Genomic DNA, 26042 nt, shown 5'->3' on the forward strand with positions numbered 1-26042 from the left:
GGTCGCGATCGAGGGAGCCGCCGTGCAGCGTCCGAGGAGCATCCCCTGGGCCCGCGTGGCCACGATCGCCCTCGTGGCCGTCTGCGTGGGCTACGCGCCGATGGCGATGACCGAGCTGTGGCCGTACGCGCGCCCCGGCGCCCCGGCCTTCGGGGAGTGGTTCCTGTCCCGCATGGTGTCCGGGCGCTATGTCGCCGACGCGGTCGCCACACGGGTCGGGCCGTACGGTCGCGTCCTGCTGCCGATGATCATCCACTCCGTCCTCGGCGGCGCGCTGATGCTGCTCGGGCCGGTCCAGTTCCTCACGGCGGTACGGCGGCGCACCCGTCTGCACCGTGCCACCGGGGTGGTGTTCGCGGTGACGGTCTACGTCTCGATGACCGGCGCGGCGATCTACCTGGTCCGTACGGCACCGGCTGACGCGTTCAGCGGGGCGGCGTTCTGGATCGATCTCACCACCATCCTGATCGGCACGGTGATGAGCGTGACGTTCGGCATCTTCGCAGCGGTCGGGAGCTTCCCCGACCTGCACCAACGGTGGATGCTGCTGTGCTACGGCTACCTCATGACCGCGCCGCTGCTGCGCTTCGAGTGGGGCGCGCTCCCCTGGTTCTTCCCGGGCCTGTCCATGGAGGAGATCAACCGGGTGGCGATCATGCATCTCGGTTCCGTGGTGGTGTTCGGAGCGCTGGTCGCGTCACGGGCGATGGACCGGCGGACCTCCGTGACCGGGGTGACCGGGACCTGGGTGCCGACGCCCGTGCTCGTCGCGGCGCATCTCGCCGGCGCGGCCGCGATGGCCTGGATCGTCAGGTTCTACCTGGGCCGGGGCGCGGAAGGACATCGCCTTCTGGCGGCGTACCTGGTGCCGTATGCCGCGGCGTACACGGTCATGTTCGTGCGCCAGCGGAGCGCGGGCCGGAACCGGAGGAACTGGGCGCGTGAGGAGTGGCGCGTACATCTGGTGGGCCTGTGCCTGGCCCCGGCGTTCTCCGTCGCCGCGGCACTGCCCCTGGAGCGCTATCTGGATCTCGACCGGGTGACCGCCCTGTCGGCGGGAGTGGGCATCGGCTGCGGTGTGCTGGCCTTCGCGGCGACCGCCGTGGTCAGTCTGCGCGTCATGTACGGCCGCGAGCTGGTCAAGCGGCAGGGCCTGACCACCGCGCGCAGCACGCGCCAGGTCCCGTCGCCAACCGCGCACACCACCCCGGCCGTCGCACCGCACGCAGCACCGGTCGTCGCACCGCACGTAGCCCGGACCACCCGAGAGACGATCTGAGGGACGATCCGAGACGGAGTGCAGATGACCGAGGCAATGGACCTGTCCGGGACCACGGGTCCCGCTGTCACACCGGCGACGGATTCCGGTGGCCGTGAACTCACTCCGGCCGTAGCGATGCTGGCCGTCGCCGTGGCGATCGTCAGCCTCCTGGTCGGCGCGCTCATGGCTGCGGTCAGCCTCGCCGGCCACGCCTTCGGAGCCTGGAAGTCGCCCGAGGCGCTGACCCCCGGACTGATCGGTGCGGCGATGCTCGGCGTGTCGCCCGGCCTGCTGGCGATCGGCCGGGCCCGCGTCTGGGAGGAGGTCCGTACCCTCGTTCTCCCGCTTGCCGTGGTGCTCGTCGGCCTGCTCGGCGTGAGCCTGGGCAACGCCGGGAACCTCCAGTTGGCGGAAGGCGGCTCCGTGATCCTCGTCCGCGCACTGGTCGAGGACGACCTGCACCGACTTCGCCCCGCGCTCCTCGCCGTCCCCGGCGTCGCGCTCGCCGCGGCTGTCGTGCTGGGCGTCCACGCATCCGACGTCGACTGGACATCGGGCCCCGGACTGTCCCTGACCTGCATGATCACCGGACTGCTGCTGACGGGCGCGACCGGAACCCGGCTCCTGTCCGCCGGCCCGGCTTCTCCGAGGGGGACCATCGAGGTGGCCACCGTGGAAGAGAGCGACCGGGGTTGAGCCGGACCGGTCATCGCACCGGATCGGCGCGCCCACCCGCCGGTGGAGGGATCAGTGGGAACGCCGGCGCAGTTCCTCGTTGAGCGCCAACGCCTCGTCGAGCTGGTCCTCGAACGCCACGATGCGGCACGCTGTCTCGATCGTGGTGCCCTGGTCGACGAGCTCGCGGGCCCGGGCGGCGATGCGCAACTGGTAGCGGGAGTAGCGGCGGTGGCCGCCCTCGGACCGCAGTGGGGTGATCAGGCGGGCCTCACCGATCGCCCGCAGGAACGCGGCATTGGTGCCGATCATCTCGGCGGCCCGGCCCATGGTGTAGGCGGGGTAGTCCTCGTCGTCGAACCGGTCCGCTGGGGTCGCGGGCGGCTGCTCGCTCATCACACCTCTTCATGTCTGACGGTCATACGGCCTCCTGGAGAACACATGGAGGGGCCCCGGGAGCCGAACTCGGCTTCCGGGGCCCCAAAGGGCGGTTCAACACCATCTACATCTACCGGCGTCTGTACGCCGGTCCTGCCGTATCCGCACTGCCGCGCCGGGGGAACGCGGGGTGCGGGGATCGTGAATGCCTGACCGGGGACCACCTTCCAATCCGGGGCCTTGCGAGTGCCCACACGAACGCGACGTGTGAGCGATCCTGATGGCGTTGCTGCCGTACCTTCCTGCTCGAATCTGGACATCGGATCCTGCGGAACTGCTGGTACTCCAGAAACTGCGGTCCTGCACGGCGGCTCCTTGTCGAGCCGCCGGACCCGGCAACCAACCCTGCGACCATCCGCACTCACCGGCCGCCGGATTCCCTTGCCGTGCCCTGCACGCTGAGCGGCAGTTCGTGTCTGCCGCTCCTTGCTGTCTTCTTGGCTACGAGAGGAACATTACCCACACTCGGAATCGAATGTCTACCGCACCCACGATAGATTTTCGTGTTGCCGAGAGTCAGGCATATTGCCCCAGGTCCAGGCCTTTGCGGGCGTCCGCAGGGGTCGGTCAGCCGACGGGGTCGGTGTCCGCGCCGGGCACGGGCTGGATGCGGAAGATCTGGTCCAGGCCGAGGAGACGCAGGATGCGGACGGTGACCGCGGGAACCTCCGTCAGCACGATGTCGGCGCCTTGCTCATGGACCTGGTTGCGGGCGGCGATGAGCGCGGTGATGCCGCTGGAGTCGCAGAAGGTCAGGCCGCCGAAGTCCACGGTCAGCAGCTGACCGGGTTGGAGGGCGATGAGGGCCACGGCGCCGCGGAACCGGCCGGCGCTGTCGTGGTCGAGATCGCCGGCCACCGCCAGGACCGAGCCCGCGGGTGTCCGTTGAGTGGTCAGGTGCAGATCGGTCATCGTGCGCCGCCGGTGTGGGTGTCAGGGGCGGGAATACCGAGGGCGAGCAGGGCGGTGTCGTCGTCCAGACCGTCCCCGAAGCTCTCCAGCAGGCCGGTCATGGCGTTGACGGTCTGCTGCGCGCCGGCCGGCGCCAGGGTCCCGGCGAAGGCGTGCAGGGCTTCCTCACTGTAGCGGGGGCCGTCGGCGGTGCGCGCCTCGGTCAGACCGTCGGTGTAGAGCAGCATCGTGTCGCCCGGGCGCAGGACGGTGGTGGCCGGGGTGAAGTGGGGTCGGGGCATGATGCCGACGAGCATGCCGCCGGGGGTGGGGAGATAGCGCGCGGTGCCATCGGCGCGCAGCAGCAGTGCGGGTGGGTGGCCACCGCTGGCCACCGTGACGTGGAGATCGCCGCCGCGCGGGGTGAGGGTGCCAGCGATGGTGGTGCAGTAGCGGGGATCGTTGCCGGCGTAGCGCTCGAGCAGCGCGGCGTTGAGGGTGTCCAGCGCCTGGGCCGGGTCGCCGGCGTGCAGGGACGCGGCGCGCAGCGTGTAGCGGATCAGCGAGGTGACCGCGGCGGCCTCGGGGCCCTTGCCGCAGACGTCGCCGAGGAAGAAGCCCCATCGGCCGTCGCCGAGTGCGAACAGGTCGTAGAAGTCGCCGCCGAGCTGGTCGGCGGAGGCGGTGTGGTAGTACGCGGCGGCCTCCATGCCCGGCACCTCCGGCAGAGCCGGGGGCAGCAGGCTGTTCTGCAGGATGGCCAGGACCTGGTGCAGGCGCATCCGCTCGGCCTCGGCGACCTCCTGGGCCCGCTCGGCCTCCTTGCGGGCGCGCAGCAACTCCTGCTCGTAGGCGCGGCGGTCGCGGGCGTCGAAGACGGTGGTGCGGATCAGCAGCGGCTGCCCGTCCGTACCGGTCTTGACCACCGAGGTGACGAGGACCGGCAGACGGCTGCCGTCGGCGGCCTTGAGCTCCAGGGCGATTCCGGAGACCTGGCCCTGCATCGCCAGCAGCGGAGCGAAGTGGGTCTCGTGGTACAGCCGGCCGCCCACCGTCAGCAGATCCGAGAAGCGCTTGCGGCCGACCAGTTCGGCGCGGGTGTGGCCGAGCCAGTCCAGCAGCGTCGTGTTCACTTTGGCGATCCGGCCGTCGAGCAGCGTCGACAGGTATCCGCACGGAGCGTTGTCGTACAGGTCCTCGGCGCTGTCCTCCAGCAGCGCCGAGAACTGCGCCCGCTCCGCGTCGTGCACGTCGTCGCCGGACGCGTCCGAGTCCTTGTCCTGCTCCCTGCCCGGCTCCTGGTCCTGGTCCTTGTCGTGGGCGGAGCGGTCGGCGCGGTCGGATTCGCCGTCCGTGGTCCCGCACATCACCGGGCGGCGCCGGCGAACGCCGAGATCTCCCGGGCGGTGGCCTGCGGGGCACTGAGCTGCGGACAGTGCCCGGTCGCCTCCAGCGTCACCAGTCGGCTGCCGGGCACGGCGGCATGCACGAACGCACCGACCTCTCGTGGGGCGATGGCGTCCTGCGCACACTCCAGCACCAGCGTGGGTACGCGGACCGACGCCAGCTCGGAGCGGGAGTCCGACAGGAACGTGGTGCGCGCGAACACCGCGGCCATGCCCGGATCGGTGGCACAGAAGCTGTTGGTCAGTTCCTGCCCGAGCTCGGGCCGGTCCGGGTTGCCCATGATGACCGGCGCCATCGCCGCCGCCCAGCCCAGATAGTTGCTGTCCAACGACTCCAGCAGCTCATCGATGTCCGCGGCGCTGAACCCGCCGACGTAGTCGGTCCGCGGGTCGTCGATGTAGCAGGGCGAGGGCGCGACCATCACCAGCTTGCCGAACCGCTGCGGCTCGCGGGCCGCGGCGACCACCCCGACCATCGCGCTGACCGAGTGCCCCACGAACACCACGTCGGACAGCTCCAGCTCCGAACAGATCTCCAGCACGTCGGTCGCGTAGCCGTCCAGCGAGCCGTAGCGCTGCTGGTCCCAGGCCGTCAGGTCCGAGCGCCCCGAGCCGACGTAGTCGAACAGCACCACCTGGAAGCGCTCGGCCAGCACCGGCACCACCAGATGCCACATGTTCTGGTCGCAGCCGAACCCGTGCGCCAGCATGATCACCGGCGCACCCGTTTGCCCGGTGACCGTCACGTTGTTCCTGCTGACCACGTCCATGCCCAACATCGTCCCACGGAAGGTCACACCGGCAACCGCCGCACGGCCGCACACAGGTCCGCGTACGAGACCGGAGCGTGGTGCGAAGTGCGGCGGTGAACCAGGTGCGGGCGCAGCTGCGCCGGGTGGGTGACGCCGAGGGACGCCAAACCTTGGCGAGGCGAGGCGCTGTGTCACGGCGGAACGTCGCTCAGGCGCGGTGGGTGCCGTAGTAGGCCTCGACCTGCTGGTGGTAGCCCGAGTGGCCGGTGTGCTTGTCCTTGTCGAACTCCGGGGCGTTCTTGATCTCGTCCTTGTCGCGGGCGACGTAGATCTTCCGCTCCGCGACATCGATGGACTGGATCGTCCCCGCCGGGAGCAGGACGTGCTTGCCGAAGATCCACACTCCGGTGTCGACCACGATGTATGCGGCGCTGACCTCGTCGGAGTGCTTGTCGACCTTGCCGATGCTGCCGTTGGTCGCCTCGACCTTGAACCCGGTCAGGTCCGTTCCGGCCTGGTGACCCGACGCTGCCTGGTAACCCCACATGCTGTCAGTCACAAAGAGTCCTTCCGTCGTGGTGCGGTGGCGCGAGGGGACCCTTCCGGTCTGTTCGGTGGGTGCCCCTCGAAAGGCGCCTGCCCTGCAACCTCCGGCACACACTCGCCCGATCCGCGGCGGGGCGAGACGGCCCGAGACGCGGCGCACACCCGCGCGGCGAGGTCGCTGGGGCGGCCCGCCGAGTCAGGCGCTGCCGAACCAGGTCTCGGCCAATGAGTCCAGCGTGTCCTCGGGCGGTGCCGGCAGCTCTCGGAAGTACCAGGGCAGGTTGCTGTAGACGTGCGGAAGCGTGTGCGCCATCAGCTCGTGAGGTGAGAAGGTCCGGCCGTAGGCAGCCATGACCCGGCCGAGCAGCCGCGGATCACCGCGCGAGACGAACAGGCCGACGGCGACGAATTCGTAGGCGCGGTCACCGAGCATGGCGGGCTCGAAATCGAAGAGCCCGCTCAGCGTCCACCGGCTCGGATCCACCAGCAGGTGCTCCCGCGTCGCATGACCGCCTCGTCGCCGACAACGGCGTCCCACTCTTCGTCCGTACGCACGGCAGGCAGCATGTACCGGAGCGTAGGGGTCCCTGATCGCCCGCACGAATCGATTTCCCCGGGCCGACGCCGGACCATGCCCTGCTGCTCTCGTGGCCAACAGGCCCTGAACAGAAGGCCGGTGGGAATGCAAGTGGCCGGATGATGGCGGAACCGTGCGCCCCGGATCAGACTGATGTCGCACATCCCCGCCGTCCGCATGTGCCTCGAGGGGCCGGGTGGACGGCGGGCCACCGCAGGACGCAGTCAGGGAGATCGCATGACGGCCCACCCCCGCCGACCTCAGCACCCCGGCCCTCAAGCCGGCGAGATCGTCGGCGGCCGCTACCGCCTGGACGAACTGCTGGGTGCGGGCGGCACCGCGGACGTCTTCCAGGGAACCGACCTGCAACTGCCGCGTGAGGTCGCGGTCAAGGTGTTCAGGCCCGGTGCGACCGCGGTGACAGCGGACGGATTCTGCAAGGAAGCGGTGCTCCTGGGCCAGCTCGCCCACCCTGCCCTCGTCCCTGTCTACGACATGGGACGGCACGAGGGCGGTGCCTACGTGGTGATGCATCTGGTCAAGGGCGTCACGTTGCGCGAACGGTTAACCGACGGCCCCCTCAGCGGCGAGCACGTGGCGCGCCTCGGCGTCCGACTGGCCTCCGCGCTGGCCCATGTACACGCGGCAGGCATCATCCACCGCGACGTGAAACCCTCCAACATCCTGATCGGCCCCGACGACGCCCCGTATCTGGCGGACTTCGGACTCTCCCGTCTCATCGACGAACCCACACGCGCCGAGCCGGGCACGATCGTCGGCACCATCCCATACCTGTCTCCCGAGCAGGTTCTCGGCAAGGCTTCCGGACCCGCCAGTGACATCTACGGCCTGGGCCTGGTCCTGCTCGAAGCCCTCAAGGGCGAGCGGGAGTACCAGGGATCTTCCCCGGAGGTCGGCACCGCCCGACTGCTGCGCCCCCCGGAGATCTCCCGGTGCGTGCCCGAACCGCTGGCGTCCGTCATCGAAGCGATGACCCATGCCGATCCCGGCGCCCGGCCCGACGCCACCCGATGTGCCCAACTGCTCCAGGACGCGGCCGACCCGCCTCCCCTCGACACGGCGGACGCAACCGTCGTCGTGCCGTTGAGTGGCACGGCGCTCCACGGCACGCAATCCAGCTCCGGCCACCCCGCCCCTCCCCCGGGCCGGGCAGGTCTTCCGCGGCGACGGCGCGCTCTGCTCGCCGCGCTGGCAGCCGGTGTTCTCCTGGGCGCCGCCGGAGTCACCCTGTCGGCCCTGGATGATCGAACCGCCACCCCTGACGCGGCCGTCCGGCACCCCACACCCAGCAGCAGCCCTCCTGGCCTGTCGTCACCGTCGCACGGTGCTCCGGCCCCGCCTTCCCCAGCGACGCCCGCCACGGCGCCGGCGCACACCTCACGCCATCCATCGGCTTCATCGCCCCAGGGCCCGGGAGCCTCCACCGCTGCAACCGGCAACGGCCACAAAAATGCCAAGGGGAAGGGCAAGGGGAAATCTCACGGCAAGGATGGCAAATCCTCCGACTAGCACGCGCCTGGCGCGGTCGTTCGGCGGCCCGGCGCAACCGGGCGGCTCCGCCCTGAGGTTTGTCCCGGGCTGCGCGGGTTACGCGAACACCCTCATGACCCGCCGCGCGCGTCGAAGACCGACGCAGATCGAGGGGAGCCGCTCCATGAGCACAACGGTTTCGGACCGTCTGCTCGCCCGACTACGGGAGTGGGGTGTCGAGCAGGTCGGCCGCTACGACGCCAAGCTCGACCACGTCCCGGTGGTGGCCGCCGCCGCCTGGGACGCCGCGCTCACCGCCGATGGCCCCGTGGTGGTGGAGTTCCGCACGGATCCCGCCGTGCCGCCGATCCCGTCGCACGCCACCTGGGAGCAGATGGAGTCGACGGCGGCCGCGATCCTCAAGGGAGACAGCGACCGCGCCGATATGATCAAGCAAGGCGTCAAAGCCAAGATCCAGGAATTCCTCCCCGACAACCGCAAGAAGGCGGGCGAGCACGGATGACCCCACCCGCGGACCGCCCGCCGACACGCCACAACGAGGATCCGGATCAACGCGCCGACCGGCTATGGCTCGAACTGCTGCAGGAGGTGCGGGTCGCCGAGACCGGTGTGCAGATCCTGCTGGGGTTCCTGCTGACGGTGGCCTTCACGCCACGCTTCGCCGACCTGAACGGCTTCGACCGGAACATCTACATCACGACGGTCCTGCTGGGCGCCGCCGCGACGGGCGCTCTCATCGCACCCGTCTCCCTGCACCGCATCGTCGCGGGCCACCGGCTGAAGCCCGAAGCGGTGGTCTGGGGCTCCCGGTTCACCGTGGTCGGGCTGATTCTCCTGCTGGGCACGGTCGCCTCGGCGCTGCTGCTGATTCTGCGCGTGACCGCGTCCGGTACGACCGCCGTGGTGTGGGTGACCGTCATGGTGGCGTGGTTCGCGGTCTGCTGGTTCCTGCCGGCTGCCTGGCTGCGCCACCGGGAGCGGAGCGACTCGAACGGTCCACGAGGACCCGAGGTGGCGCAAGGATCCGAGCGGCCGTCGTAGGACGTGCCAGCAGCCCGTTGCATCCGGTGCCGCGGATCACTGAATGGATCACCGAAGTTGGGGCACGCGTGACCACACGGCATGGAGCGGGTCCGACCGGCGGATCCGCCGCCCGCGACACGCATCGGAGGGAATCCCATGAACTGGCGACACCGTGCGGCCTGTCGTGCAGAGGATCCCGAACTGTTCTTTCCCGTCGGCAGCTCCGGCCCGGCCCTGCTGCAGATCCAGCAGGCGAAGGCGGTGTGCCGCCGCTGTCCGGTGCGGGAGGAGTGCCTGAGCTGGGCCCTCGAGGCCGGTCAGGACGCAGGCGTCTGGGGCGGGCTGAGCGAGGACGAACGACGTGCGGCGAAGCGCAGAGCGGCCCGCGGCCGTGCGATCGCCGCCCGCAAGGCCACGGACTGACCGGCTCGACACCCCCGGCACCCCTCCCGGCTCACCGGTGGGAGCCGATGGGCGCCCGACCGCGCCGTCCGAGAGCAGTGCACCTCCCCCCACGCGGGATACGTCGTCTCTTGCACAGCACGCGCCCCGCACCACGCCTACTCTCGGAAGCACGCCCGCTCACCGGCCACGGAGGTTCCCCATGATCGCGTCCTGGTACGACCTGCAGGGCCCGGCCGCCGACGTCCTCCGGGTCGGTGAGCTGCCCGACCCGCAGCCCGGACCCGGCGAGGTCCGGGTGCGTGTGCACGTGTCGGGCGTGAACCCCGGTGACACCAAGAAGCGCCAGGGCTGGCTCGGCTCGGCGATGCCCTACCCCCGGGTGATCCCGCACAGCGATGCCGCCGGTGTCGTCGATGCCGTCGGCGACGGAGTCGGCACCGTCCGCCGCGGCCAGCGGGTGTGGGTGTACGGCGCGCAGTCCTACCGGCCCTTCGGGACCGCCGCCCAGTACGCGGTCGTCCCGGAGCACTTGGCCGTGCCGCTTCCTGACCACCTCAGCGACGACCTAGGAGCGAGCCTGGGCATCCCCGGGATCACCGCCCACCGGGCCGTGTTCGGCGACGGTCCGGTGGACGGCCGGATCGTCCTCGTGCAGGGCGTCCTCGGGGCCGTCGGCTCGGTGGCCGCCCGGCTGGCTCGCTGGGGCGGTGCGACCGTCATCGGCACCGTAACGCGCGGTAGCGACCTCCCCCACGTCGACCCGGCCGTGGTGTCCCACACCGTCGCGCTGGACGAGGGCGACCCGGCGAAGGCGATCCGCGCCCACGCACCGCAGGGCGTGCATCGCGTCATCGAGGTGGCCCTGTCCGACAACGCCGACCTGGACGCGGCGGTCGTCGCCGACCATGCCGTCATCGCCGCCTACGCCACCCGGACCGACCGGACCGAAGTGCCGTTCTGGCCGCTGCTGTTCGCCAACGTGACGCTGCGCCTGCTCGGCAGCGACGACTTCCCCCTACCCGCCAAGCGGCAGGCCGTCCGCGACCTCACCGCCGCCGCTGCCGTCGGCGCTCTGACGGCGAACGTGAGCTACCGCTACCCGCTGGAGGAGATCGCCAAGGCGCACGACCGCGTCGACGCCGGCGTACGCGGCCGCGTCCTGGTCACCCTCACCGACTGATTCCCCCCTCGCGCGCAGGGCGACCGTCAGGCCACGGAACCGGCGGGCGCTCAGTCGTCGCGGTGCTGTTTCAGCTTCTGCCAGACGGTCTCCAGTGACTGGATGTCGTCGTCGTCCAGGAGGTCGTTGAAGACCTCGGCCAGAGCCTGTCTGCGGGTGGCGTCGGCCGCCGCGAAGGCCTCTCGGCCGGCCGGAGTGAGGGTGATCCGCACCGAGCGGGCGTCGGATGGGGCGGTGCTGCGCTCGATCAGGCCACGGGCCTGCAGCGCGTCCGCGACGCGGGAGACCTGGCTGCGGCTGAGGAGGGTTTTCGCGCCGAGGTCGGACGCGGCCACCGGTTCGCTCTGGCCGTGCAGCCACAGCATCACCTCGAACCACGACAGCGGCAGGTCATGGGCGCGGACGAGGGCGCGGTCGACGCGCGCGGTGAGCGTGGTGCCGGCCCAGACCAGGCCGTAGAAGGCGTGATCCCGGGCGGCCAGATCACCCAGGTTTATGTCGGCTCGTGGCATGGCGCAATCCTACGCGATTTGCGTGCGTGCACACACAGACGTATGGTGTGTGTGCACGCACACTATATCCGGGGGTCATCTCCCGACCCCCGGCAGAGACGAGGCCCGCATGTCCGCCCAGCCCGCCCAGCCCCAGAAGACCGTCCTGATCACCGGCACCTCCTCCGGCATCGGCCTGGCCACCGCCGTGGCCGCGGCTCAGGCCGGATGGCTGACCGTCGCCACGATGCGCGACCCGGGCAAGGCCGACGCCCTGCGCAAGGCGGCCGCCGAGGCCGGAGTCACCGACCGCATCCAGATCAAGCGCCTGGACGTGGTCGACCCCGACTCCGTGGCCGACTGCCTGACCGAGGTCATCGCCGAGCACGGCCGGCTGGACGCGTTGGTCAACAACGCCGGAGCCGGACACGTGGGCACCATCGAACAGGGCACCGTCGCGGACGTCCGCGGGACGATGGAAGTGAACTTCTTCGGCGTCGTGGAGGTCACCCGGGCCGCGCTGCCCCACCTGCGGGCATCCCAGGGACGGGTGCTGACCGTCACCAGCGTCGGCGGCGTGGTCGGGCAGCCGTTCAACGAGGCCTACTGCGCTGCCAAGTTCGCGGTCGAAGGCTTCATGGAGTCCCTCGCCCCGGTGGCAGCCACCGTCGGCGTCTCGGTGACCGTGATCGAACCAGGCGCCGTGGCCAGCGAGTTCGTTGCCAGCCAGAGCCTCGACGTCCCGGCGCTGACCGCGGCAGCCGGACCGTACGGACCCGCCCTCCAGGCCTACATCGACCGGACCATGAAAGCCTTCGGCTCCGCGCAGACCCCGGCCCAGGCCGCCGCACCGATCATCGACGCCCTCACGGCGGACCGGCCGGCGTTCCGCGTCCAGACCTCCGACCGGGCCCGCGACTTCGTCGGCACCAAGCTCGCCGACCTCGACGGCTCCACCATCCAGAGCCTCACCGGCACCTGGGTGACCGGCTGACCCGGACGTCCCCGGTTCCACCGCGTCGACCGGCTGCGGAACGCTGGTCTCCGCCCCCCGGTGGCTGGTCCGATCAGAAGTCCTTCAGGACGAGGCCATTGACCACCTGGCCGAAGTCCTGGACCTCGATATCGGCGATGGCCTCACCTTGAGCAGCACCCGTCTCGGCCGCGATGCGGGCCTTGTTGGTGAGGGCGAGCTGCTGGTTCTCCGCCACGTAGCCGCGCAGGGCGTCCTGATAGGCGGGGTAGGCAATCCGGTGGTCACCGTGGGCGGCCTTCAGTTCGCCAGCCAGCACGTAGGCACCGACCATGGCCATGCTGGTGCCCTGCCCCGACATGGGCGAACCGCAGTAACCGGCGTCACCGACCAGGACCACCCGCCCGCGCCACCACTGGTCCAGGTGGATCTGGCTCATCGAGTCGAAGTGGAAGTCGGGCGCGTCCCACATGTACTGCAGTGCACGGGGAAACTCCCAGCCGACATCGGACAGACGGTCGTGGACCAGCTTCTTCTGCGCCTCGGTGTCGCGGTAGTCGTAGTCGACAGGTTCCGGTGCCTCGAATCCCGCGAAGACCCGGATCTCGGCGTTGCCGCGGGCGGTCATGATCGCACCGCCTGCGGTGCCGCCCTGGTGCCAGACCTGCCAGCGGTCCAGCTCGAGGTAGTTGGGGGCGGTGAAGACCGACAGGTAGGTGCCGAGGTGGGTGATGTACTCGGACTCCGGGCCGAAGGCCAGCCGCCGGGTGTTGGAGTGCAGCCCGTCGGCGCCCACCACCAGGTCGAAGGTGCGCGGATCGGCGTTCTCAAAGGTGACGTGGACCCCTTGCGCGTCCTGGGCAAGGGCGACGATGGAGTCGTCGAAGAGATACTCGACGCGGTCGGCGGCGGCCCGGAAGAGCACCTGGCACAGGTCGTCGCGGAGGATCTCGACATCCGGGGTGGCGAATTCACCGCCGCTGATGGTGCCTTCCGTACTGCGGTAGAGCTCCTTACCGGTGGCGTCGACCATCGACATGCCTCGCATGTCGGTGGCCAGGCTCCGCAGCTCGTCCAGCACGCCCATCCGCTCGGCGACTTCCAGCGCCGGGCCGCGCACATCGACCGCCTGACCGCCCGGTCGAAAGGCAGGGGCGCGTTCCACGACGGTGACCTCGAAGCCGTACTCGGCCAGCCAGTAGGCGAGAGCCGGTCCGCCGATGCTGGCACCGGAGATGAGGACGGTGCTGCTCTGCATGGTGTGCTCCTTGCGAGTGCCGCTCGGGCCGATCCCGTGCGCTGCTCAGAGACTCCCTGGGGCCGCGCACCGCGCGCTGACCGCTCGCTGACCATGGGTGGACGGACCTGGTGCGACTGGCTGGGCCACCGGCCTCATGAGGCCGGGCGACCCGCGCCGCAACGCGTAGGCGCCGTGCCGAAGCCGGCACGGCGCCTACAACGGATCCGCAGGATTCCGGTTACTTCGTGTCGCCGAAATTCCAGACGGCGCGGGGGCCGGGGCCGACGGTGAGCGTCGAGTGGCCGAGCCGCTCCTCGTGCCGGTACAGGACGGACCGGTTGAGCGACATCTCGACCTGGCGCAGACCCACCTTGTCGCGGGCGACAGCGTCGAGTCGGATCGTGGTGCCGCCGCCCTGCGCAACGACGCCGCCTGCCACGGAGTGCACGCGGAACCCGCCGGCCTTCAGCAACGGCACCGTACTGGCAAGGTCGCGTTCGGTGACCGCGAGACGGACCAGGGTCACATCGCGCATCAGATGGCTGCGGTAGTCGTCGGACAGGTACCGCTCCCGGCCGACGTCACCGGGGTAGCTGGCCGGCTCGGTCTTGCTGCGCGGGTCGGCGAAGTACTCCGGCAGGTACTCCATCCCCCAGGCGCCGAAAGTGTCGTACTGGTCGGTGGTGAACACCGCGTCGAACCACGGCACCGGCACGCCGGCGCCGAAGTCTCGCGTCTGGCGGAACCCGATCGGGTTGGGGGTCCCCTGATCCCGCAAGCGCTGGGTCACCGTCGCCAGGTCGCCGGCCCGCTCTGCTGAGACCCCCATCCCGGCGGAACCGAGAACAGAGTCCTGGCCGGGCAGATCGCCGATCCCGAACAGTTCGAGGTAGGTCTGGCGGCCCATCAGATAACGACCGGTCCAGGTCTCGCCGCCGGTACCCGTCGTGGTGCGGACCTGGAAGTTGGCGAAGTTCCGCAGGTATTCGGAGTGCTCGATGGCATCGGCCGTCTCGCGGTCGAACACGCCGTAGGCATGGTTGTAGAACAGCAACTGCCGATCGGACGACGTCCGGCTCTCCCCGGCCCACGCGGTCCCCACACCCCCCTGAACCACTCCGGTGAGAACCACAGCAAGAACCATGACCATGCGCAGCATTCGGCGAAGCAGCATGTAAATGATCGTAGGACGCAGGGGACCGCATTGGCTGCCGGTTCGAGCAAAGGCAGACCGCCATCGCGGAATCCGGCACAGGCCGCGGCATCGCCGTCCGGTGTCACCGCGGCCTCGCTCAGCGGTGGCCGGGCGAGTTCCGCCAGGGGATCCCGCCCGGCCACGGGTGCGACGGGAGACCTGCCACAAGGGGCCGTCGATCAGGCGCTGCGTGTGGTCTTACGGCGGCAGGTGATGATCACGGCGCCGACGCCGAGCGCGAGCACGGTGGCTCCACCGGCAGCCGTCCAGGTCATCCCGTTGCCGCCACCGGATTCGGCGAGGCTGTCACCGGAATGGCTGCCGTCCGCTGACAGGCCGCTGTCCGCTGACGGGCCGCCGGACGACGCGGGCGTCTGTTCACCGGCCTTGCCCGCCTTGATGTAGAGCCGCGCAATGTTGTTCTCGTAGTCGGCGGTCGGATCCTCACGCGTGACGGCGACCATACCGGCGTACTGTCCGGAGAATGCCAGGACTGGTTCCGGCAGGGCATTGACGCGAAACCCGGACCATTCGCGGCCGGACCGCGGTTCGCCGGTCCGGCCGCATCCGGAGGGCTTGTGCTCACAGGTGTCCCGGTCCGGACAGCACCGCCTCCAGTGCCGCAGCCGTGGCCGGGTGGAGGGCCGCCAGCGCCGCGCCCCGCGGCTGGGGAACGGTGGTTTGCCAGGGCTCTTCGCAGCCCAGCAAGCTTGCCATCGCGTCGCACGTCGCGGGGTGGGCGGCGAGGAGCGTGCAGCCGTGGTCGGCGTCCGTGCGGCGTGCCACCCGTACGGCTTCCGTTCCCTGCGGTGCCCGCCATGGGGGCACCCACGCGTCCAGCGCCGCGAGCCGGCCGGGGAAGATTCTTCCGGCCTCACGGATCAGTAGCGGGGCCAGTTCGGCGCCGCCCGAGCGCAGGGTGGTGATCAGGGTCGGCAGCCACGGCAGGAGGACCGGGTCCGGCAGTCGGCCGAAGGCGTTCGACACCGCCTCCACGACGAAGTCGGTGAGGCCCGGGACGGGCTCCAGGGCGTGGACGAAGCCGCTCAGGTAGCGCGGATAGGCGGGTACCACCATGGGGTTGCTGAGCAGCTCGTCGCAGCGTGCCCGGAGCTCCGTGCGGCTCAGGTGCCCGAGCTGTACCTGGGCCGCCCACAGCAGGGCCGTCCTCGACGGGTCCTGCGGATGCGACTGGGCCACCGCCAGTTCCAGTTGGGTGCGGTCGCAGCCCAGGGACAGGGCCAGGCTCTCCATGCTGAACAGGAATCCCAGCATCGCCGCCACTTGGCGGACGGTGGCGTCGTCGTCGGTGAACGCGGTCGGCAGCAGGGTGCAGTAGTGCGCGTAGCCGGTCTTGACGAAGGACTCGATCCATGGCGGCAGCACCGGCTCGCTGGTGCGGTAGTACGCCAGCAGCCGCCGGACCCGGCGCAGGACCTCCGGGGCGCCGTCGACGCTGCGCTCGGCCGACAGCACCTCCAGAGCGCGGGTGCCCAGTTCGTCGGCGATGCGGCGGCTCCGCAGGTACAGCGTCGCGTCCTCGACGGCTTCCAGGACGGTCGCTGCGGTGGCCTGTGGGCTGTAGGCCGTGCGGCGCAGGCGCTGTTCCAGGACCTGCTCGATGCTGACGCCCTCGTAGCCGAGCTCGATGAGCGCACGCTGGTGGGTGCCCAGCGCCACGTCCCATGACTCCTGGATCGGCCGCTCCCCCAGTTTCCGCTCGCCCATGATCGGTCGCGCGGCGCCGTGCGGCATCAGGTAGCGCAGCATCCACAGCACGTCGGAGCACTGCTCCAGTGCGGGCTGGGAGGTGATGTCCAGCAGTGCCCGCTGCACTCCTCGCTGCTGGAGCTTGAGGTTCAGCGGCGCGAGCCGGTCGTGCACGTCGCGGGCCAGCGGTGGCAGCGCGTCGTAGCCGACCTGGCCCACCCGGTCGCCACCCATCATGATCTCCACGAGCCGGCGCACGTCCCGCCGGCCGGGCACGGAGTCCTTCTCGATACAGGTGACCGCCGCGTCCTGGAAGTCGTACGGCGTGGGCCTGGCCCGGTCGCGCATGCCGGCCAGCAGGATCGACGTCTCGAACACCGCGATGGCGTCGGCGGTGGAGGCGAGATAGCCGTTGCGGCGCGCGGCGCGCACGATCTCCACCGACCAGCCGAGCAGTTCGGCCTCGTCCAGCCGGTCCAGAACGGGTGGCTGCCGCAGGAAGCCCGTCAGCTTGTCCGAGGCGGGGACCGCCGGCACGGGAGCCCCGGCCGCGATCTTCTTGGCCTTCGACGGCGCACCCGCCTGTCCTGTCAGCCGGTACGGCTGCACGCGCGTGCGCTTGACGTTCTTCGCCCAGACGGTCGCGGCGATCGACACCGAGCCCGCGGCGAGGCCGAACTGCGCCTCGATCGCCGCATGGCTGGACGGGATCAGCCCGTGCAGCCACTTGGTGGCACTGCGCGGGCTGATCTCGAAGGTGTCGGTGCCGTCGATACCGAACTCCGCGACGCGGCTGGCCGCGTGGAACGCACCGCAGACGTAAAGGCAGTCCGCGGGATCGGCGCCGGTCGCGGCCAGGTGTTCGCGCATCCTGGTCCACATGAACCGCTCACGGTCCTCGTCCACGCGCACCCGGTCGGCGTCGCCGGGTGCCAGCCGCCGGAAGAGGCTACCGATCAGCAGCATGACCTGGCGGTAGGTGTCGTGATCGCTGTCGCCGAGCGGCAGTTCGACGTACTGGTGCCACCACTCCGACCAGTGCCGCACCCGGCCGTGGCGCAGCAGGTGCTCCTCCAGTTCGGCGAACCGGGGCCGCAGGTCACCGATCTCCACACCGATGGCGTCGCCGTGCAGTACGGCTTCCTCCTCGGCGGGCGGCGCTTCCGGCGCTCCTGGATCAGCGCCGGGCTCGGCCGGGTGGTCCGCGCGCGCGTCCCACTGGAAGACGTGGTCGGAGGACCGGTCGACGAGGACCAGTTCGACGCCCGGGGTGTCCAGTGCGTAGGCGATCGCCTGGTACTCGGCCGAGGCTTCGGTGATCGGAGCGACCACCGACAGCGGTGACCACTCGGCAGGGAAGCCGCCGACCTCGGTGGCGAACGACTGGACCGCCACCGGAAGCCTGCAGTTGCGCAGTTCGGTCAGCAGCGGCGCCATGTCCTCGCACAGTTCCAGATACACGACCTTCGGCTGCTTCTCGCGCAGCCGGCGTGCCATCGCGATCGCCGAGGCGGGCGAGTGGTGGCAGACGGGGAAGATCTCGAGCGGCTCGCGCACGGCCCGGTCGACGTCGTCGACGATGCCGAGGAGGATGCCCTCGAGAGCGCCGGGTCCGTCGGCGAACGTCGCGGCCGTCTCCTGCAGTTGCGCGCGCAGCGTTTCGAAGGCCCCCTCGTGGGTGCCGCTCATGACAGGGTGGCGATCGCGTCGCGGCCGCCCTCCAGGAACTCCGGCCAGGATCCGCCCTCTTCCTTGCTGCGCGGCTCGACGACACCGTGCAGGTACTTGTTGAGGATCGCCAGGTCCTCGGGCTCCCGCCGGGCCAGTGACCCGACGAGCGAGGAGGCCAGCGTGCGTGCGGTCAGGGCGCGCTCGCCGAAGAAGTTGCTGTGCAGGATCGCGTCCTCGAGCACGCCGATCTGTTCGGCGGTCGACAGCGCGGACTCCAGCTTCTCGTCGTCGCTGCCGGCCGCGGCCGCGGAGGCGCGCAGGTCGGCGAAGCTCTGCAGCAGCACGTCGAGCAGCGTCGGCGGCACGTCCAGTTCGAGCTGGTGGCGGTGGAGCAGTTCCTCGGTGCGGAAGCGGACGATCTCCGCCTCGCTCTTCCGGTTCGTCATCACGGGGATGCGGACGAAGTTGAAGCGGCGTTTGAGCGCCGAGGACAGATCATTGACGCCTCGGTCACGGCTGTTGGCGGTGGCGATGATCGAGAAGCCGGGCTTGGCGAAGACGATGTTGTCGCTGTCGAGTTCGGGAACGGAGATGTACTTCTCGGACAGGATCGAGATCAGCGCATCCTGGACATCACTGGTGGAGCGGGTGAGTTCCTCGAAGCGGCCGATGGCGCCGGTCTCCATCGCGGTCATGATCGGCGAGGGGATCATCGACTGCCGCGACTGACCCTTGGCGATGACCATGGACACGTTCCAGGAGTACTTGATGTGATCCTCGGTGGTGCCCGCCGTGCCCTGCACCACCAGCGTGGAGTTACGGCATATCGCGGTGGACAGCAGCTCGGCCAGCCAGCTCTTGCCGGTGCCGGGGTCGCCGATGAGCAGCAGACCGCGGTCGGAGGCCAGTGTGACGATGGAGCGCTCGACGAAGCTGCGGTCGCCGAACCACTTCTGCGAAATCTCCCGGTCCAGGCCGTCGGAACCCTCGGAGCCCAGGATGAACAGTCGGACCATCTTCGGGGACAGCCGCCAGGAGAAGGGCTTGGGGTTGTCGTCGATCGACTCCAGCCAGTCCAGCTCCTCGGCGTACTTGATCTCGGCGGGGGCGCGCAACAGGTCGGACATATGAGGGCCTTTCTAAGCGAGGAACGTCTTGAGTTCGTGGACCAGCTTGCGGATGTGACCGGAGACCACCGGCGTACCGAGGGCCTTGAAGCGCTCCCGGAACCAGGGGTTGACCTCCTGGCGTCCGGAGCTGGTCACCGAGCCGACCGGGATGAACTTCACGCCGGAGCGGTGCACCGCCTCGATGCCTTCGAACAGCGGCTGTGAGCGGTTGAATTCATAGAAGTCCGAGATCCACACCATCACGGTGTTCCGGGGCTCGGTGATCTTCGGGCGGGCCATGGCCATCGCGACGGGGCCGTCGTTGCCGCCCCCGAGGTTGGTCCGCAGCAGGGTCTCGAAGGGGTCGTGCACCCACGGTGTGAGATCGATGGCCCGCGTGTCGTACGCGATCAGATGGACGTCCACCTTCGGCAGCCCGGCGAAGATCGACGCCAGGACGGTGCAGTTCACCATCGAGTCGAGCATCGAACCGGACTGGTCCACGACGACGATCAGCCGCTGCGGCGTCGTCTTGCGGGCGGTGTGCCGGTAGTAGAGGCGGTCGACGTACAGCCGCTCGTCCTCCGGGCTCCAGTTGGTGAGGTTCTTCCAGATCGTGCGGTCGAGGTCGAGGTTGCGGAAGACGCGTTTGGGCGGGATCGAACGGTCCAGAGCGCCCACCGTGGCCTTCTCCACCTGGGTACGCAGCACTTCGGCGACCTCGTCGACGAAGCGGCGGATCAGGGACTTGGCGTTGGCCAGGGCCACGCCCGAGAGGTTGCTCTTGTCCCGCAGCAGCTGTTCGATCAGCGACATGCTGGGGGTCAGCTGCGCGGCGAGCGTGGGGTCGGCCAGTACCTCGCGCAGGTGCATCCGCTTGACGAGGTCGGCCTCGATGGCGCCGAGTTCCGGGCCGATCGCCGGAATGAGCCGGCTGAGATCGGGCGTCGTGCCCGGGCCGCCGGCTCCGGCCGGGCCGGCACCCCGTCCCGCGGCCTTCGCGCCGGCGCGGCCGCCGCGCAGCTCGCCGGGCCGGCAGCCGAGCGCGCGCTCCAGCCAGTCCGCGTCCGACTGCCAACGCGTCAACTGTCCTGCGGTGACAGTGCCGGAGCCGGAGGCGAAGACGTTGAGCAGCACCTTGGACACCAGCGCCGCACGCCGTACCTCGGCGGCGCGGTCGCGTGCACCATCGTCGTCCGGCCCTGGCACCATCAGTCCGTCGAACTCGGCGGCCAGCTCCGGGTGGCGCTGCACGACCGAGTCGACGGAGGCCTGCGGGTCCAGCAGCGCGGACGGCAGACCGATGTCCTCGACGACAGCGAGGCTCGACGATTCCAGCGAGGCCTGCTCCTCACCGTCGAAGAGGCGGGCGAGGAGTCGCCAGTACAAAAGCTGACGGCGGTTGTCGTCGGAATCCACCTCAGGGTTCTGTGCGTCCGGGTGCTCGGCCGAAGGCCCGCTGCCGGCGGTTCGCGCGGTCGCGTGCTCCGTCATTTCCGCAGCAACCTTCCGGCGCGCTCCCGCAGTACGGCCACGGCGTCGGTGGCGGCCTTCTCGGATCGGACGCCGGCCTTGTCGGTCGTGCCCCCGGCCCAGCCCCCGGCGTGGATCGCGACAGCCTTCTTCCGTACCGTCGTCTCGACGGCCAGGGGCTGGACGCGATACGTCCCGGCGTCCCAGCGGAGCAGTCCGATACAGGCACCGGACGCCGCGACGGCCTCGGGGGTAAGCGGACCGGCGGCCGGAATGCGGTCGGTGTCGACAGCGAGCGGATGACCGGCCACGGTGAACGTCAGTGCCTCGTCGTCCCGTTGGGCGGCGTACCCCTCGAGGAACACGGGGACGGCGATGCGCGCCGGGTGCCGGTCCATGGGCGCGGTTGCCGGGTCGATGGCGGTGGGCAGGGCGACGCGGGCCGTGGCGAAGGCGTCGGCGGGCTCGCTCGGGCGGGCGTGCTCATCGCTCCAGAGCAGGTCGCCCTCGGCGGTGACCGGCATCTCGGCGAGGTCCATGGAGCGGCCGTCGCTGACCGCTGCCAGCAGCGACATGTGCGGCCGGAGCAGCTGCCACAGTCCGGCTCCGACGACCGTGTCGGGCTTCGGCACCGACACACTGGCGCGCACCAGGCGCGGCGCGGTGCCGTCCGCCGGCTCGAACACCGCGTGGACCTGGGCCTGCACGGCGGTCGCGTGTTCCTGCACGTCGATGCCGAGGGGCAGCAGACGGCCGGTGACCGTCCCGGTGACCGGCGCGTCCGCCACACCGGGCAGAGTGAGCAGCATCGCGCGCGACCACAGGTCGCCCCAGCGGCGGGCCGGGATGCGTTCCAGGGCGGAGCCCGGGCAGGAAGCGGCGAGTTCGGCGGCGAGGCCGTCGAGGAGCGTGGCCAGGCGGCGCAGGGCCGGGTCGGGAAGCATCGCGGAGACGACATGCGCCGCTCCGGAGACCGTGTCGTGGTCGATGCCCTGCCACCCGGCGCGTGCCAGGTCGGACAGCCAGGACCGGGCGGCGGCCAGCAGGTTCGCCCCTTGCCGACCGCCGGGCGCCGGGGCGGTCTCCGCACCGCGGGGCCGGCCGGACGCCTCAGCGACGCGGGCCATCAGTGCGTCATGGACCGAGCCCAGCAGTGCGGTGCGGGCGGCGGCGAGGGCGACGAAGTGGTCCTCACCCGCGGATCCGGCCGCCGCCTTATCGGCCGCCTCGGCGACCCTGGCGGCCAGCGGCGTACCCGAGACGGCGTTGGCCAGTTCGGTCAGGCCGGCGGCCTGGGCGGGCTGGGGACGGAGCAGACCGGTGACGAGAGCCCGGTCGAACGCGTCGACGGCTGTCAGGGCTTCGTCGAGTCCGGCGATGTTCTCGACGAGCAGGTCGGCGCGCATCACGCCACCTGCCTGGTCGGCGGGAACCACTGCATCTCCGGCAACGGCGCGGTGGTCGGGGCGAGTTCCAGGTAGGCCAGGTGACGCAGGAACCGGCTGAAGACGGGCGCCGCGGCCTTGGTGTCCGCCTGCGGCGGACGTGTGGAGCTCATCGCGGCGGTGATGGTCTGCGCGCCGATGTCCCCGTCCGCGATGTCGACCCGCAGGTAGCGGGCGACGCGGTCGGCACCGTACTGAAGCACCGCCTCGTTGATCAGGGCCTGGATGTGGTTGCAGAACGAGCCCCGAGCGCCCCCGCACGGCCGGTTGTTGTTGGTGCTGCACGCGAACGCGTAGGTCCCGGCCGCGACCGACGAGACATAGACCCGCTCGATGTCCGAGCCGCTGGACACCACACCCTGCAGGCGTCCGTCGGCCAGTTCGACGAACGGCACCTTGGCGAGCTTGCGCGGCCGCGAGGGTGCCGTCACCCGCGCCGTGCTCGACCTCTCCCAATCTGACAACTCACCGTCTCCTATGCACCAGAAGGCCTTCCGCACCAGATCGGCGGGATGCGACTGAACATAGTGGCGATCACTGACAACGCTGATCGCGGACGCACAGGGGGCGGTCCGCGCCGCAGTGAGAACGCGTTGACGCCGCGGAGTTGTTCAGGCGCCCGGCCGGCCGGCGTTCCACCCGTGTTCGAGGAGCTCGAAGGCGCGGATGAGCGCCTGGTGGGAGTCGGCCTGCCCGCGCACGGCGCGGGGGGCTTCGAGGGCGAAGTGGGCGAGGGCGGCGCACGTCGGATCGGCGGCTGGGGCTCCGGCCTCCTCGGCGATCGCGTGGGCGAGGGCGGTTTCGTGGCGCAGCCACATGCTCTGGCCGTAGTCGCGCAGGGCGGGGGTGCTGTCCACGAGGTTGCTGAAGGCGGCGAAACGGCCGTCGGTGTCGGCGGCGACGATCCGGTGGCGCAGGGCGTGCTCGCACAGCGCCGCGGGAATCGACTGGCCGTCGGCCCGTTGACGCACAGCGGCCAGCAGGAGTGCTTCCTGGTCGGTCTCCTCGTCGAAGACGAGGGCCTCCTTGACCGGGAAGTGCTTGAACAGCGTCGTGGTGGACACATCGGCCGCGTCCGCGATCTCCCGGATGCCGACCTGGTCGTATCCGCGCTCGAGGAACAGACGCAGGGCCGCATCGGCGAGCGCCTGACGGGTGGCGGCCTTCTTGCGCTCGCGGCGTCCTGTCGGCGCCTGCTGCGGAGTGCCGGTCGTCGTTTCGGTCATGCCGGCACTCTACTCCTAAGTTGAACAACTGCAAAAGTTGTACCGTTGCAGTTATTGAGTTGATGTGCTCTTCTGGATGAGGGCCGCGTGACACTCCCCGGCTCCTGAACCCCTTCTCCCGCGCTTCCCCACCCCTCGCACCCATCCGCACAGCGAACGGAGCACACCCATGAACACCACCACCCCTCGCATAGCGATCATCGGCGCCGGCCCCGGCGGCCTCGTCTGCGCCCGCATCCTCCAGCAGCACGGCCTGACCCCCACCGTCTACGACCTGGACGCCTCCCCCACCGCCCGCAACCAGGGCGGCACCCTCGACATGCACCCCGAATCCGGCCAACACGCACTGCGCGCAGCCGGTCTCCTGGAGGAGTTCCTCACCCTGGCCCGCCCCGAGGGCCAGCAGGTGCGGCTGGTCAGCCGCGACGGACGCGTCCTGTTCGACGCCGCCCCGCCCGGGACCGACCCCGAAGTGGGCAACCCCGAGATCGACCGTGGCCAGTTGCGCGACCTGCTGCGCGACTCCCTCAAGCCGGACACCGTGCGATGGGGACACCAGCTCACCCGCGCCGCATCACTCGGCGACGAGGGCACCCACCGCCTGCACTTCACCGACGGCACCACCGCGGAAGTCGACCTCGTCATCGGCGCCGACGGCGCCTGGTCGAAGGTCCGCCGGCTCCTGTCCGACGCCCTGCCCGTCTACACCGGCGTCACCTTCGTCGAGGCCGGCCTCGACGAGGCCGACATCCGCCATCCCCAGCTCGCCGCCCTCACCGGCGACGGCACGATGCTGGCCCTCGACAACAACCAGGGGGTCATCGCCCAGCGCACCAGCGGCGGACACATCCGCACCTACCTCGGCATGCGCACCGACGAGAACTGGCACCAGCTTGCCGGACTCGACCTGACCGACGCCACCGCCGTACGCGAGGCCCTCCTCAAGGAGTTCGCCGGCTGGAGCCCCGACCTGCTCGCCTTCATCACCGACACCGACACCGGCTACGCCAACCGCCCTCTGTACGCCCTGCCCGTCCCCCACACCTGGCGCCACACCCCCGGCGTCACCCTGCTCGGCGACGCCGCCCACCTCATGTCCCCCTTCTCCGGCCTGGGCGCCAACCTCGCCATGCTCGACGGCGCCGACCTCGCCCGCGCCGTCATCAGGCACCCCACCATCGACGACGCGATCACCGCCTACGAGGACGTCCTGCTGCCCCGTTCCGTCGAAGCCGCCGAAGGAGCGGCGGAGGGCATCGACGGAGCCTTCGCTCCCGACAGCGCCGACCAGACGCTCGCCCACATGACCCAACACCACTGACGAACCAACCGAACCACAGCAGGGATCAAGCCGATGACCACCTTCGGCCATCATCGGACACGGCGGATCGCGGACTGATTCCGGCGGGAGAGCCCGCAGTCAGTCGATGGAGAGCTCGCCCATCGCACTCCAGCCGGTCGCGTCTTCGATCGTCGTGCTCACGATGTCGGGCGTACGGCGCAGCAGGGGGCGCATGTGCTCCAACGCCGCCCGGAAATGATCGGAGTTCACGTGCGCTGCGGCCGCGTCGTTCTGGAATGCCTCCACCAGAACGTAAGTGTTGGGCTCTTCGAGGCTGCGCGACCACTCGAACCACAGATTGCCCGGCTCGGCCCGGGTGCCACTGGTGAAGGCGTCGACGTGCGTCGGCCACTCATCCGCATACTCGGGCTTCACGGGGAACTTGACGACAATAAAGATCATCCGGTGATTTTAGGTCATCCAGAACATCCTGCGCCGGGACACGCTCCTACCGGGATACCCCAGGACATCCGGACAGTGGCAGAGCGGCGGAAGGACCAGGGCGCCTGAGCAGGCTGGTCTTCACGGTCGCCTGGGGACGGCGGTCAGGGACGGCGGCGCCGGCCTGCCGGACGTGCCGCCGGTGACCGGCCCCATCGTGTCGTCCCTCTTCCAGGGGCCGACACCCAGCTTCCCTGTCGAGCCCAGGTCGAGTTCGGGGATCACCGTCATCGGAGCGGCACCGGGCTTCGCCCACACCCTCACGTACGGGGCGTTCACCGGATCGCCGGCGCCGGCTTCGTAGGTGTTGCGCCAGACCATATCGGCGTAAGCGCTCTCGCCCGGCTTCAGGACCAGTGGCTGGGGCACCCCGTCGGCTCCGGAGCTCGCGGTGATCGCGCTGCCGCCATGGAGGACCTTCACGCTGCTGACGGGCTTGTGGCCCTCGTCGAGGATCTGAAGCTGCGGGTAGCCGTTGAGCCGGTAGGTCTGCGTACCGCAGTTCCGCAGGTGGAGACCGACGGCGCGCAGTCCCATGGCGGCGTCGCCCTTGTCGACGTACACGCTCACTCCCGAGAGCGGACAGACGCCACCCGCCGGGGCCGCTTCGGCGGTGGGGACGCTCCTGACCTTGGTGATCCGCACGCCTGCCTTACCCTTGGCCTTCCCGTCCGTATGCGAGTGCATCGTGTCGACAGCGAAGACCCGCTTCACGGACCGACCCGGTGCGACGGACGGAACCGTCTGCTCCATGGACGACGGTTCCCTGCCGGAGTCCGACAGGAACGCGAAAGCGATCGTGTAGGTGAAGGGTTCGGCCCCGTGGTTGGTGACCTCGAACTCGGCGCAGGCGCTGGAACCGCTGCTGAATCCCGTGATCCTCACTCCGTCCTTCTCGAGACCGGAAGGGGATCCAGGCGGCGCCATATCGCTGGGCGCGACCCACGTGTCGGAGGACCGCGCCCCGCAGGAGGCTGTGCTGGCGGGATCCGTGGAGTCGGCCCCCTCCGCCCGTGGCGAGCCGTCGCCCGACGAGGCGACCCTCTGCGTTCCGCAAGCC

The 26042-nt window shown here is 70.2% G+C and carries 25 protein-coding genes and 2 pseudogenes; 9 read left to right on the plus strand and 18 right to left on the minus strand.

The window, feature by feature from the left end; genetic code table 11:
* Positions 1-22: 22 nt before the first annotated feature.
* Both O3W51_RS10495 and O3W51_RS10500 read left to right on the plus strand, forming a co-directional pair.
* A complete protein-coding gene (locus tag O3W51_RS10495; RefSeq protein ID WP_244809686.1) occupies positions 23-1279 on the plus strand; it encodes a DUF2306 domain-containing protein in 1257 nt (418 codons plus the stop codon).
* Positions 1280-1303: 24 nt separating this feature from the next.
* Positions 1304-1957, plus strand: a complete 654-nt coding sequence (locus tag O3W51_RS10500) for a hypothetical protein (RefSeq protein ID WP_269285329.1) — start codon at positions 1304-1306, stop codon at positions 1955-1957.
* A gap of 51 nt (positions 1958-2008) precedes the next feature.
* On the opposite strand, the gene O3W51_RS10505 is transcribed toward O3W51_RS10500, so the two are convergent.
* The 6 genes and pseudogenes from O3W51_RS10505 to O3W51_RS10530 all read right to left on the minus strand — a co-directional run.
* Positions 2009-2332, minus strand: coding sequence for a MerR family transcriptional regulator (locus tag O3W51_RS10505; protein ID WP_138355409.1), 324 nt, complete (start codon positions 2330-2332; stop codon positions 2009-2011).
* A 609-nt stretch (positions 2333-2941) separates the two neighbouring features.
* Entirely contained in the window at positions 2942-3286 is a 345-nt protein-coding gene (locus O3W51_RS10510; protein WP_138355408.1) for an STAS domain-containing protein, read from the minus strand.
* On the minus strand, positions 3283-4632 hold the full coding sequence (locus O3W51_RS10515; RefSeq protein WP_269285332.1) for a PP2C family protein-serine/threonine phosphatase: 1350 nt from the start codon (positions 4630-4632) through the stop codon (positions 3283-3285). The genes O3W51_RS10510 and O3W51_RS10515 overlap by 4 nt, the downstream gene beginning before the upstream one ends.
* The gene (locus O3W51_RS10520) at positions 4632-5441 is read right to left on the minus strand and encodes an alpha/beta fold hydrolase (RefSeq protein WP_138355406.1); all 810 of its coding nucleotides are present in this window, start codon (positions 5439-5441) and stop codon (positions 4632-4634) included. The genes O3W51_RS10515 and O3W51_RS10520 overlap by 1 nt, the downstream gene beginning before the upstream one ends.
* 190 nt (positions 5442-5631) lie before the next feature.
* Positions 5632-5982 (minus strand): PRC-barrel domain-containing protein, encoded by a 351-nt coding sequence (locus tag O3W51_RS10525; protein WP_138355405.1) that lies wholly within the window; start codon positions 5980-5982, stop codon positions 5632-5634.
* Between the two features lie 183 nt (positions 5983-6165).
* Positions 6166-6468 (minus strand): annotated as a pseudogene (locus tag O3W51_RS10530) (phosphotransferase); the annotation flags it as partial.
* Between the two features lie 315 nt (positions 6469-6783).
* Here O3W51_RS10530 and O3W51_RS10535 point away from each other — a divergent pair.
* The 5 genes and pseudogenes from O3W51_RS10535 (at position 6784) to O3W51_RS10555 (ending at position 10666) form a co-directional block, all read left to right on the plus strand.
* Entirely contained in the window at positions 6784-8076 is a 1293-nt protein-coding gene (locus tag O3W51_RS10535) for a serine/threonine-protein kinase (RefSeq protein ID WP_232485959.1), read from the plus strand.
* Positions 8077-8329: 253 nt separating this feature from the next.
* Positions 8330-8560: pseudogene (locus O3W51_RS10540) on the plus strand (thiamine pyrophosphate-requiring protein); the annotation flags it as partial.
* Positions 8557-9099: a DUF6328 family protein gene (locus O3W51_RS10545; protein ID WP_232485960.1), complete on the plus strand. Its 543-nt coding sequence runs from the start codon at positions 8557-8559 to the stop codon at positions 9097-9099. The pseudogene O3W51_RS10540 and the gene O3W51_RS10545, both read left to right, overlap by 4 nt.
* A 138-nt stretch (positions 9100-9237) precedes the next feature.
* Positions 9238-9504, plus strand: coding sequence for a WhiB family transcriptional regulator (locus O3W51_RS10550; RefSeq protein WP_138355402.1), 267 nt, complete (start codon positions 9238-9240; stop codon positions 9502-9504).
* Between the two features lie 181 nt (positions 9505-9685).
* On the plus strand, positions 9686-10666 hold the full coding sequence (locus O3W51_RS10555) for an NADPH:quinone reductase (RefSeq protein WP_138355401.1): 981 nt from the start codon (positions 9686-9688) through the stop codon (positions 10664-10666).
* Positions 10667-10716: 50 nt separating this feature from the next.
* Here the strand turns inward: O3W51_RS10555 and O3W51_RS10560 are convergent, their stop codons facing one another.
* On the minus strand, positions 10717-11178 hold the full coding sequence (locus tag O3W51_RS10560) for a MarR family winged helix-turn-helix transcriptional regulator (protein WP_138355400.1): 462 nt from the start codon (positions 11176-11178) through the stop codon (positions 10717-10719).
* Positions 11179-11287: 109 nt separating this feature from the next.
* On the opposite strand from O3W51_RS10560, the gene O3W51_RS10565 reads away from it, so the two are divergent.
* Positions 11288-12151, plus strand: a complete 864-nt coding sequence (locus O3W51_RS10565) for an SDR family NAD(P)-dependent oxidoreductase (RefSeq protein WP_164294083.1) — start codon at positions 11288-11290, stop codon at positions 12149-12151.
* Positions 12152-12224: 73 nt separating this feature from the next.
* On the opposite strand, the gene O3W51_RS10570 is transcribed toward O3W51_RS10565, so the two are convergent.
* The 9 genes from O3W51_RS10570 to O3W51_RS10610 all read right to left on the minus strand — a co-directional run bounded on the left by O3W51_RS10570 (position 12225) and on the right by O3W51_RS10610 (position 23199).
* Positions 12225-13388 (minus strand): FAD-dependent monooxygenase, encoded by a 1164-nt coding sequence (locus O3W51_RS10570; protein WP_269285340.1) that lies wholly within the window; start codon positions 13386-13388, stop codon positions 12225-12227.
* 220 nt (positions 13389-13608) lie between these two features.
* Complete coding sequence (locus tag O3W51_RS10575; RefSeq protein ID WP_198358919.1) at positions 13609-14520, minus strand: DUF5829 family protein; 912 nt, start codon at positions 14518-14520, stop codon at positions 13609-13611.
* Between the two features lie 224 nt (positions 14521-14744).
* Entirely contained in the window at positions 14745-15029 is a 285-nt protein-coding gene (locus tag O3W51_RS10580) for a hypothetical protein (protein ID WP_138355397.1), read from the minus strand.
* Positions 15030-15147: 118 nt separating this feature from the next.
* On the minus strand, positions 15148-17964 hold the full coding sequence (locus O3W51_RS10585) for a DUF5682 family protein (RefSeq protein WP_269285343.1): 2817 nt from the start codon (positions 17962-17964) through the stop codon (positions 15148-15150).
* Positions 17961-19073: an ATP-binding protein gene (locus tag O3W51_RS10590; protein ID WP_269285346.1), complete on the minus strand. Its 1113-nt coding sequence runs from the start codon at positions 19071-19073 to the stop codon at positions 17961-17963. Before O3W51_RS10590 ends, O3W51_RS10585 begins: the two co-directional genes overlap by 4 nt.
* A 12-nt stretch (positions 19074-19085) precedes the next feature.
* A complete protein-coding gene (locus O3W51_RS10595) occupies positions 19086-20549 on the minus strand; it encodes a VWA domain-containing protein (RefSeq protein WP_269285348.1) in 1464 nt (487 codons plus the stop codon).
* A complete protein-coding gene (locus O3W51_RS10600) occupies positions 20546-21934 on the minus strand; it encodes a hypothetical protein (protein WP_232485961.1) in 1389 nt (462 codons plus the stop codon). Before O3W51_RS10600 ends, O3W51_RS10595 begins: the two co-directional genes overlap by 4 nt.
* The gene (locus O3W51_RS10605) at positions 21934-22437 is read right to left on the minus strand and encodes a hypothetical protein (protein WP_138355393.1); all 504 of its coding nucleotides are present in this window, start codon (positions 22435-22437) and stop codon (positions 21934-21936) included. Before O3W51_RS10605 ends, O3W51_RS10600 begins: the two co-directional genes overlap by 1 nt.
* Positions 22438-22584: 147 nt before the next feature.
* Positions 22585-23199 (minus strand): TetR/AcrR family transcriptional regulator, encoded by a 615-nt coding sequence (locus O3W51_RS10610; protein WP_138355392.1) that lies wholly within the window; start codon positions 23197-23199, stop codon positions 22585-22587.
* 169 nt (positions 23200-23368) lie between these two features.
* Here O3W51_RS10610 and O3W51_RS10615 point away from each other — a divergent pair, with 169 nt between their 5' ends.
* Complete coding sequence (locus tag O3W51_RS10615; protein WP_138355391.1) at positions 23369-24520, plus strand: FAD-dependent oxidoreductase; 1152 nt, start codon at positions 23369-23371, stop codon at positions 24518-24520.
* A gap of 99 nt (positions 24521-24619) precedes the next feature.
* Here O3W51_RS10615 and O3W51_RS10620 read toward each other — a convergent pair whose 3' ends face one another.
* Positions 24620-24943, minus strand: a complete 324-nt coding sequence (locus O3W51_RS10620; RefSeq protein ID WP_138355390.1) for a putative quinol monooxygenase — start codon at positions 24941-24943, stop codon at positions 24620-24622.
* Between the two features lie 120 nt (positions 24944-25063).
* Positions 25064-25867 carry a DUF4232 domain-containing protein gene (locus O3W51_RS10625; RefSeq protein WP_331284057.1) on the minus strand — a complete coding sequence of 268 codons (804 nt, stop codon included), beginning with the start codon at positions 25865-25867 and terminating at the stop codon, positions 25064-25066.
* Positions 25868-26042: the final 175 nt, after the last annotated feature.

The organism is Streptomyces sp. H39-C1, from assembly GCF_027158125.1.
GTDB classification, from domain to species: Bacteria; Actinomycetota; Actinomycetes; order Streptomycetales; family Streptomycetaceae; genus Actinacidiphila; species Actinacidiphila fildesensis.

Bases quoted from the DNA above. Each gene is read 5' to 3' on its own strand.
- O3W51_RS10500 (WP_269285329.1), top strand. From the start codon at position 1,304: ATGACCGAGGCAATGGACCTGTCCGGGACCACGGGTCCCGCTGTCACA.
- O3W51_RS10505 (WP_138355409.1), bottom strand. From the start codon at position 2,332: ATGAGCGAGCAGCCGCCCGCGACCCCAGCGGACCGGTTCGACGACGAG.
- O3W51_RS10510 (WP_138355408.1), bottom strand. From the start codon at position 3,286: ATGACCGATCTGCACCTGACCACTCAACGGACACCCGCGGGCTCGGTC.
- O3W51_RS10515 (WP_269285332.1), bottom strand. From the start codon at position 4,632: ATGTGCGGGACCACGGACGGCGAATCCGACCGCGCCGACCGCTCCGCC.
- O3W51_RS10520 (WP_138355406.1), bottom strand. From the start codon at position 5,441: ATGGACGTGGTCAGCAGGAACAACGTGACGGTCACCGGGCAAACGGGT.
- O3W51_RS10535 (WP_232485959.1), top strand. From the start codon at position 6,784: ATGACGGCCCACCCCCGCCGACCTCAGCACCCCGGCCCTCAAGCCGGC.
- O3W51_RS10545 (WP_232485960.1), top strand. From the start codon at position 8,557: ATGACCCCACCCGCGGACCGCCCGCCGACACGCCACAACGAGGATCCG.
- O3W51_RS10550 (WP_138355402.1), top strand. From the start codon at position 9,238: ATGAACTGGCGACACCGTGCGGCCTGTCGTGCAGAGGATCCCGAACTG.
- O3W51_RS10555 (WP_138355401.1), top strand. From the start codon at position 9,686: ATGATCGCGTCCTGGTACGACCTGCAGGGCCCGGCCGCCGACGTCCTC.
- O3W51_RS10560 (WP_138355400.1), bottom strand. From the start codon at position 11,178: ATGCCACGAGCCGACATAAACCTGGGTGATCTGGCCGCCCGGGATCAC.
- O3W51_RS10565 (WP_164294083.1), top strand. From the start codon at position 11,288: ATGTCCGCCCAGCCCGCCCAGCCCCAGAAGACCGTCCTGATCACCGGC.
- O3W51_RS10570 (WP_269285340.1), bottom strand. From the start codon at position 13,388: ATGCAGAGCAGCACCGTCCTCATCTCCGGTGCCAGCATCGGCGGACCG.
- O3W51_RS10575 (WP_198358919.1), bottom strand. From the start codon at position 14,520: ATGGTCATGGTTCTTGCTGTGGTTCTCACCGGAGTGGTTCAGGGGGGT.
- O3W51_RS10580 (WP_138355397.1), bottom strand. From the start codon at position 15,029: ATGGTCGCCGTCACGCGTGAGGATCCGACCGCCGACTACGAGAACAAC.
- O3W51_RS10585 (WP_269285343.1), bottom strand. From the start codon at position 17,964: ATGAGCGGCACCCACGAGGGGGCCTTCGAAACGCTGCGCGCGCAACTG.
- O3W51_RS10590 (WP_269285346.1), bottom strand. From the start codon at position 19,073: ATGTCCGACCTGTTGCGCGCCCCCGCCGAGATCAAGTACGCCGAGGAG.
- O3W51_RS10595 (WP_269285348.1), bottom strand. From the start codon at position 20,549: ATGACGGAGCACGCGACCGCGCGAACCGCCGGCAGCGGGCCTTCGGCC.
- O3W51_RS10600 (WP_232485961.1), bottom strand. From the start codon at position 21,934: ATGCGCGCCGACCTGCTCGTCGAGAACATCGCCGGACTCGACGAAGCC.
- O3W51_RS10610 (WP_138355392.1), bottom strand. From the start codon at position 23,199: ATGACCGAAACGACGACCGGCACTCCGCAGCAGGCGCCGACAGGACGC.
- O3W51_RS10615 (WP_138355391.1), top strand. From the start codon at position 23,369: ATGAACACCACCACCCCTCGCATAGCGATCATCGGCGCCGGCCCCGGC.
- O3W51_RS10620 (WP_138355390.1), bottom strand. From the start codon at position 24,943: ATGATCTTTATTGTCGTCAAGTTCCCCGTGAAGCCCGAGTATGCGGAT.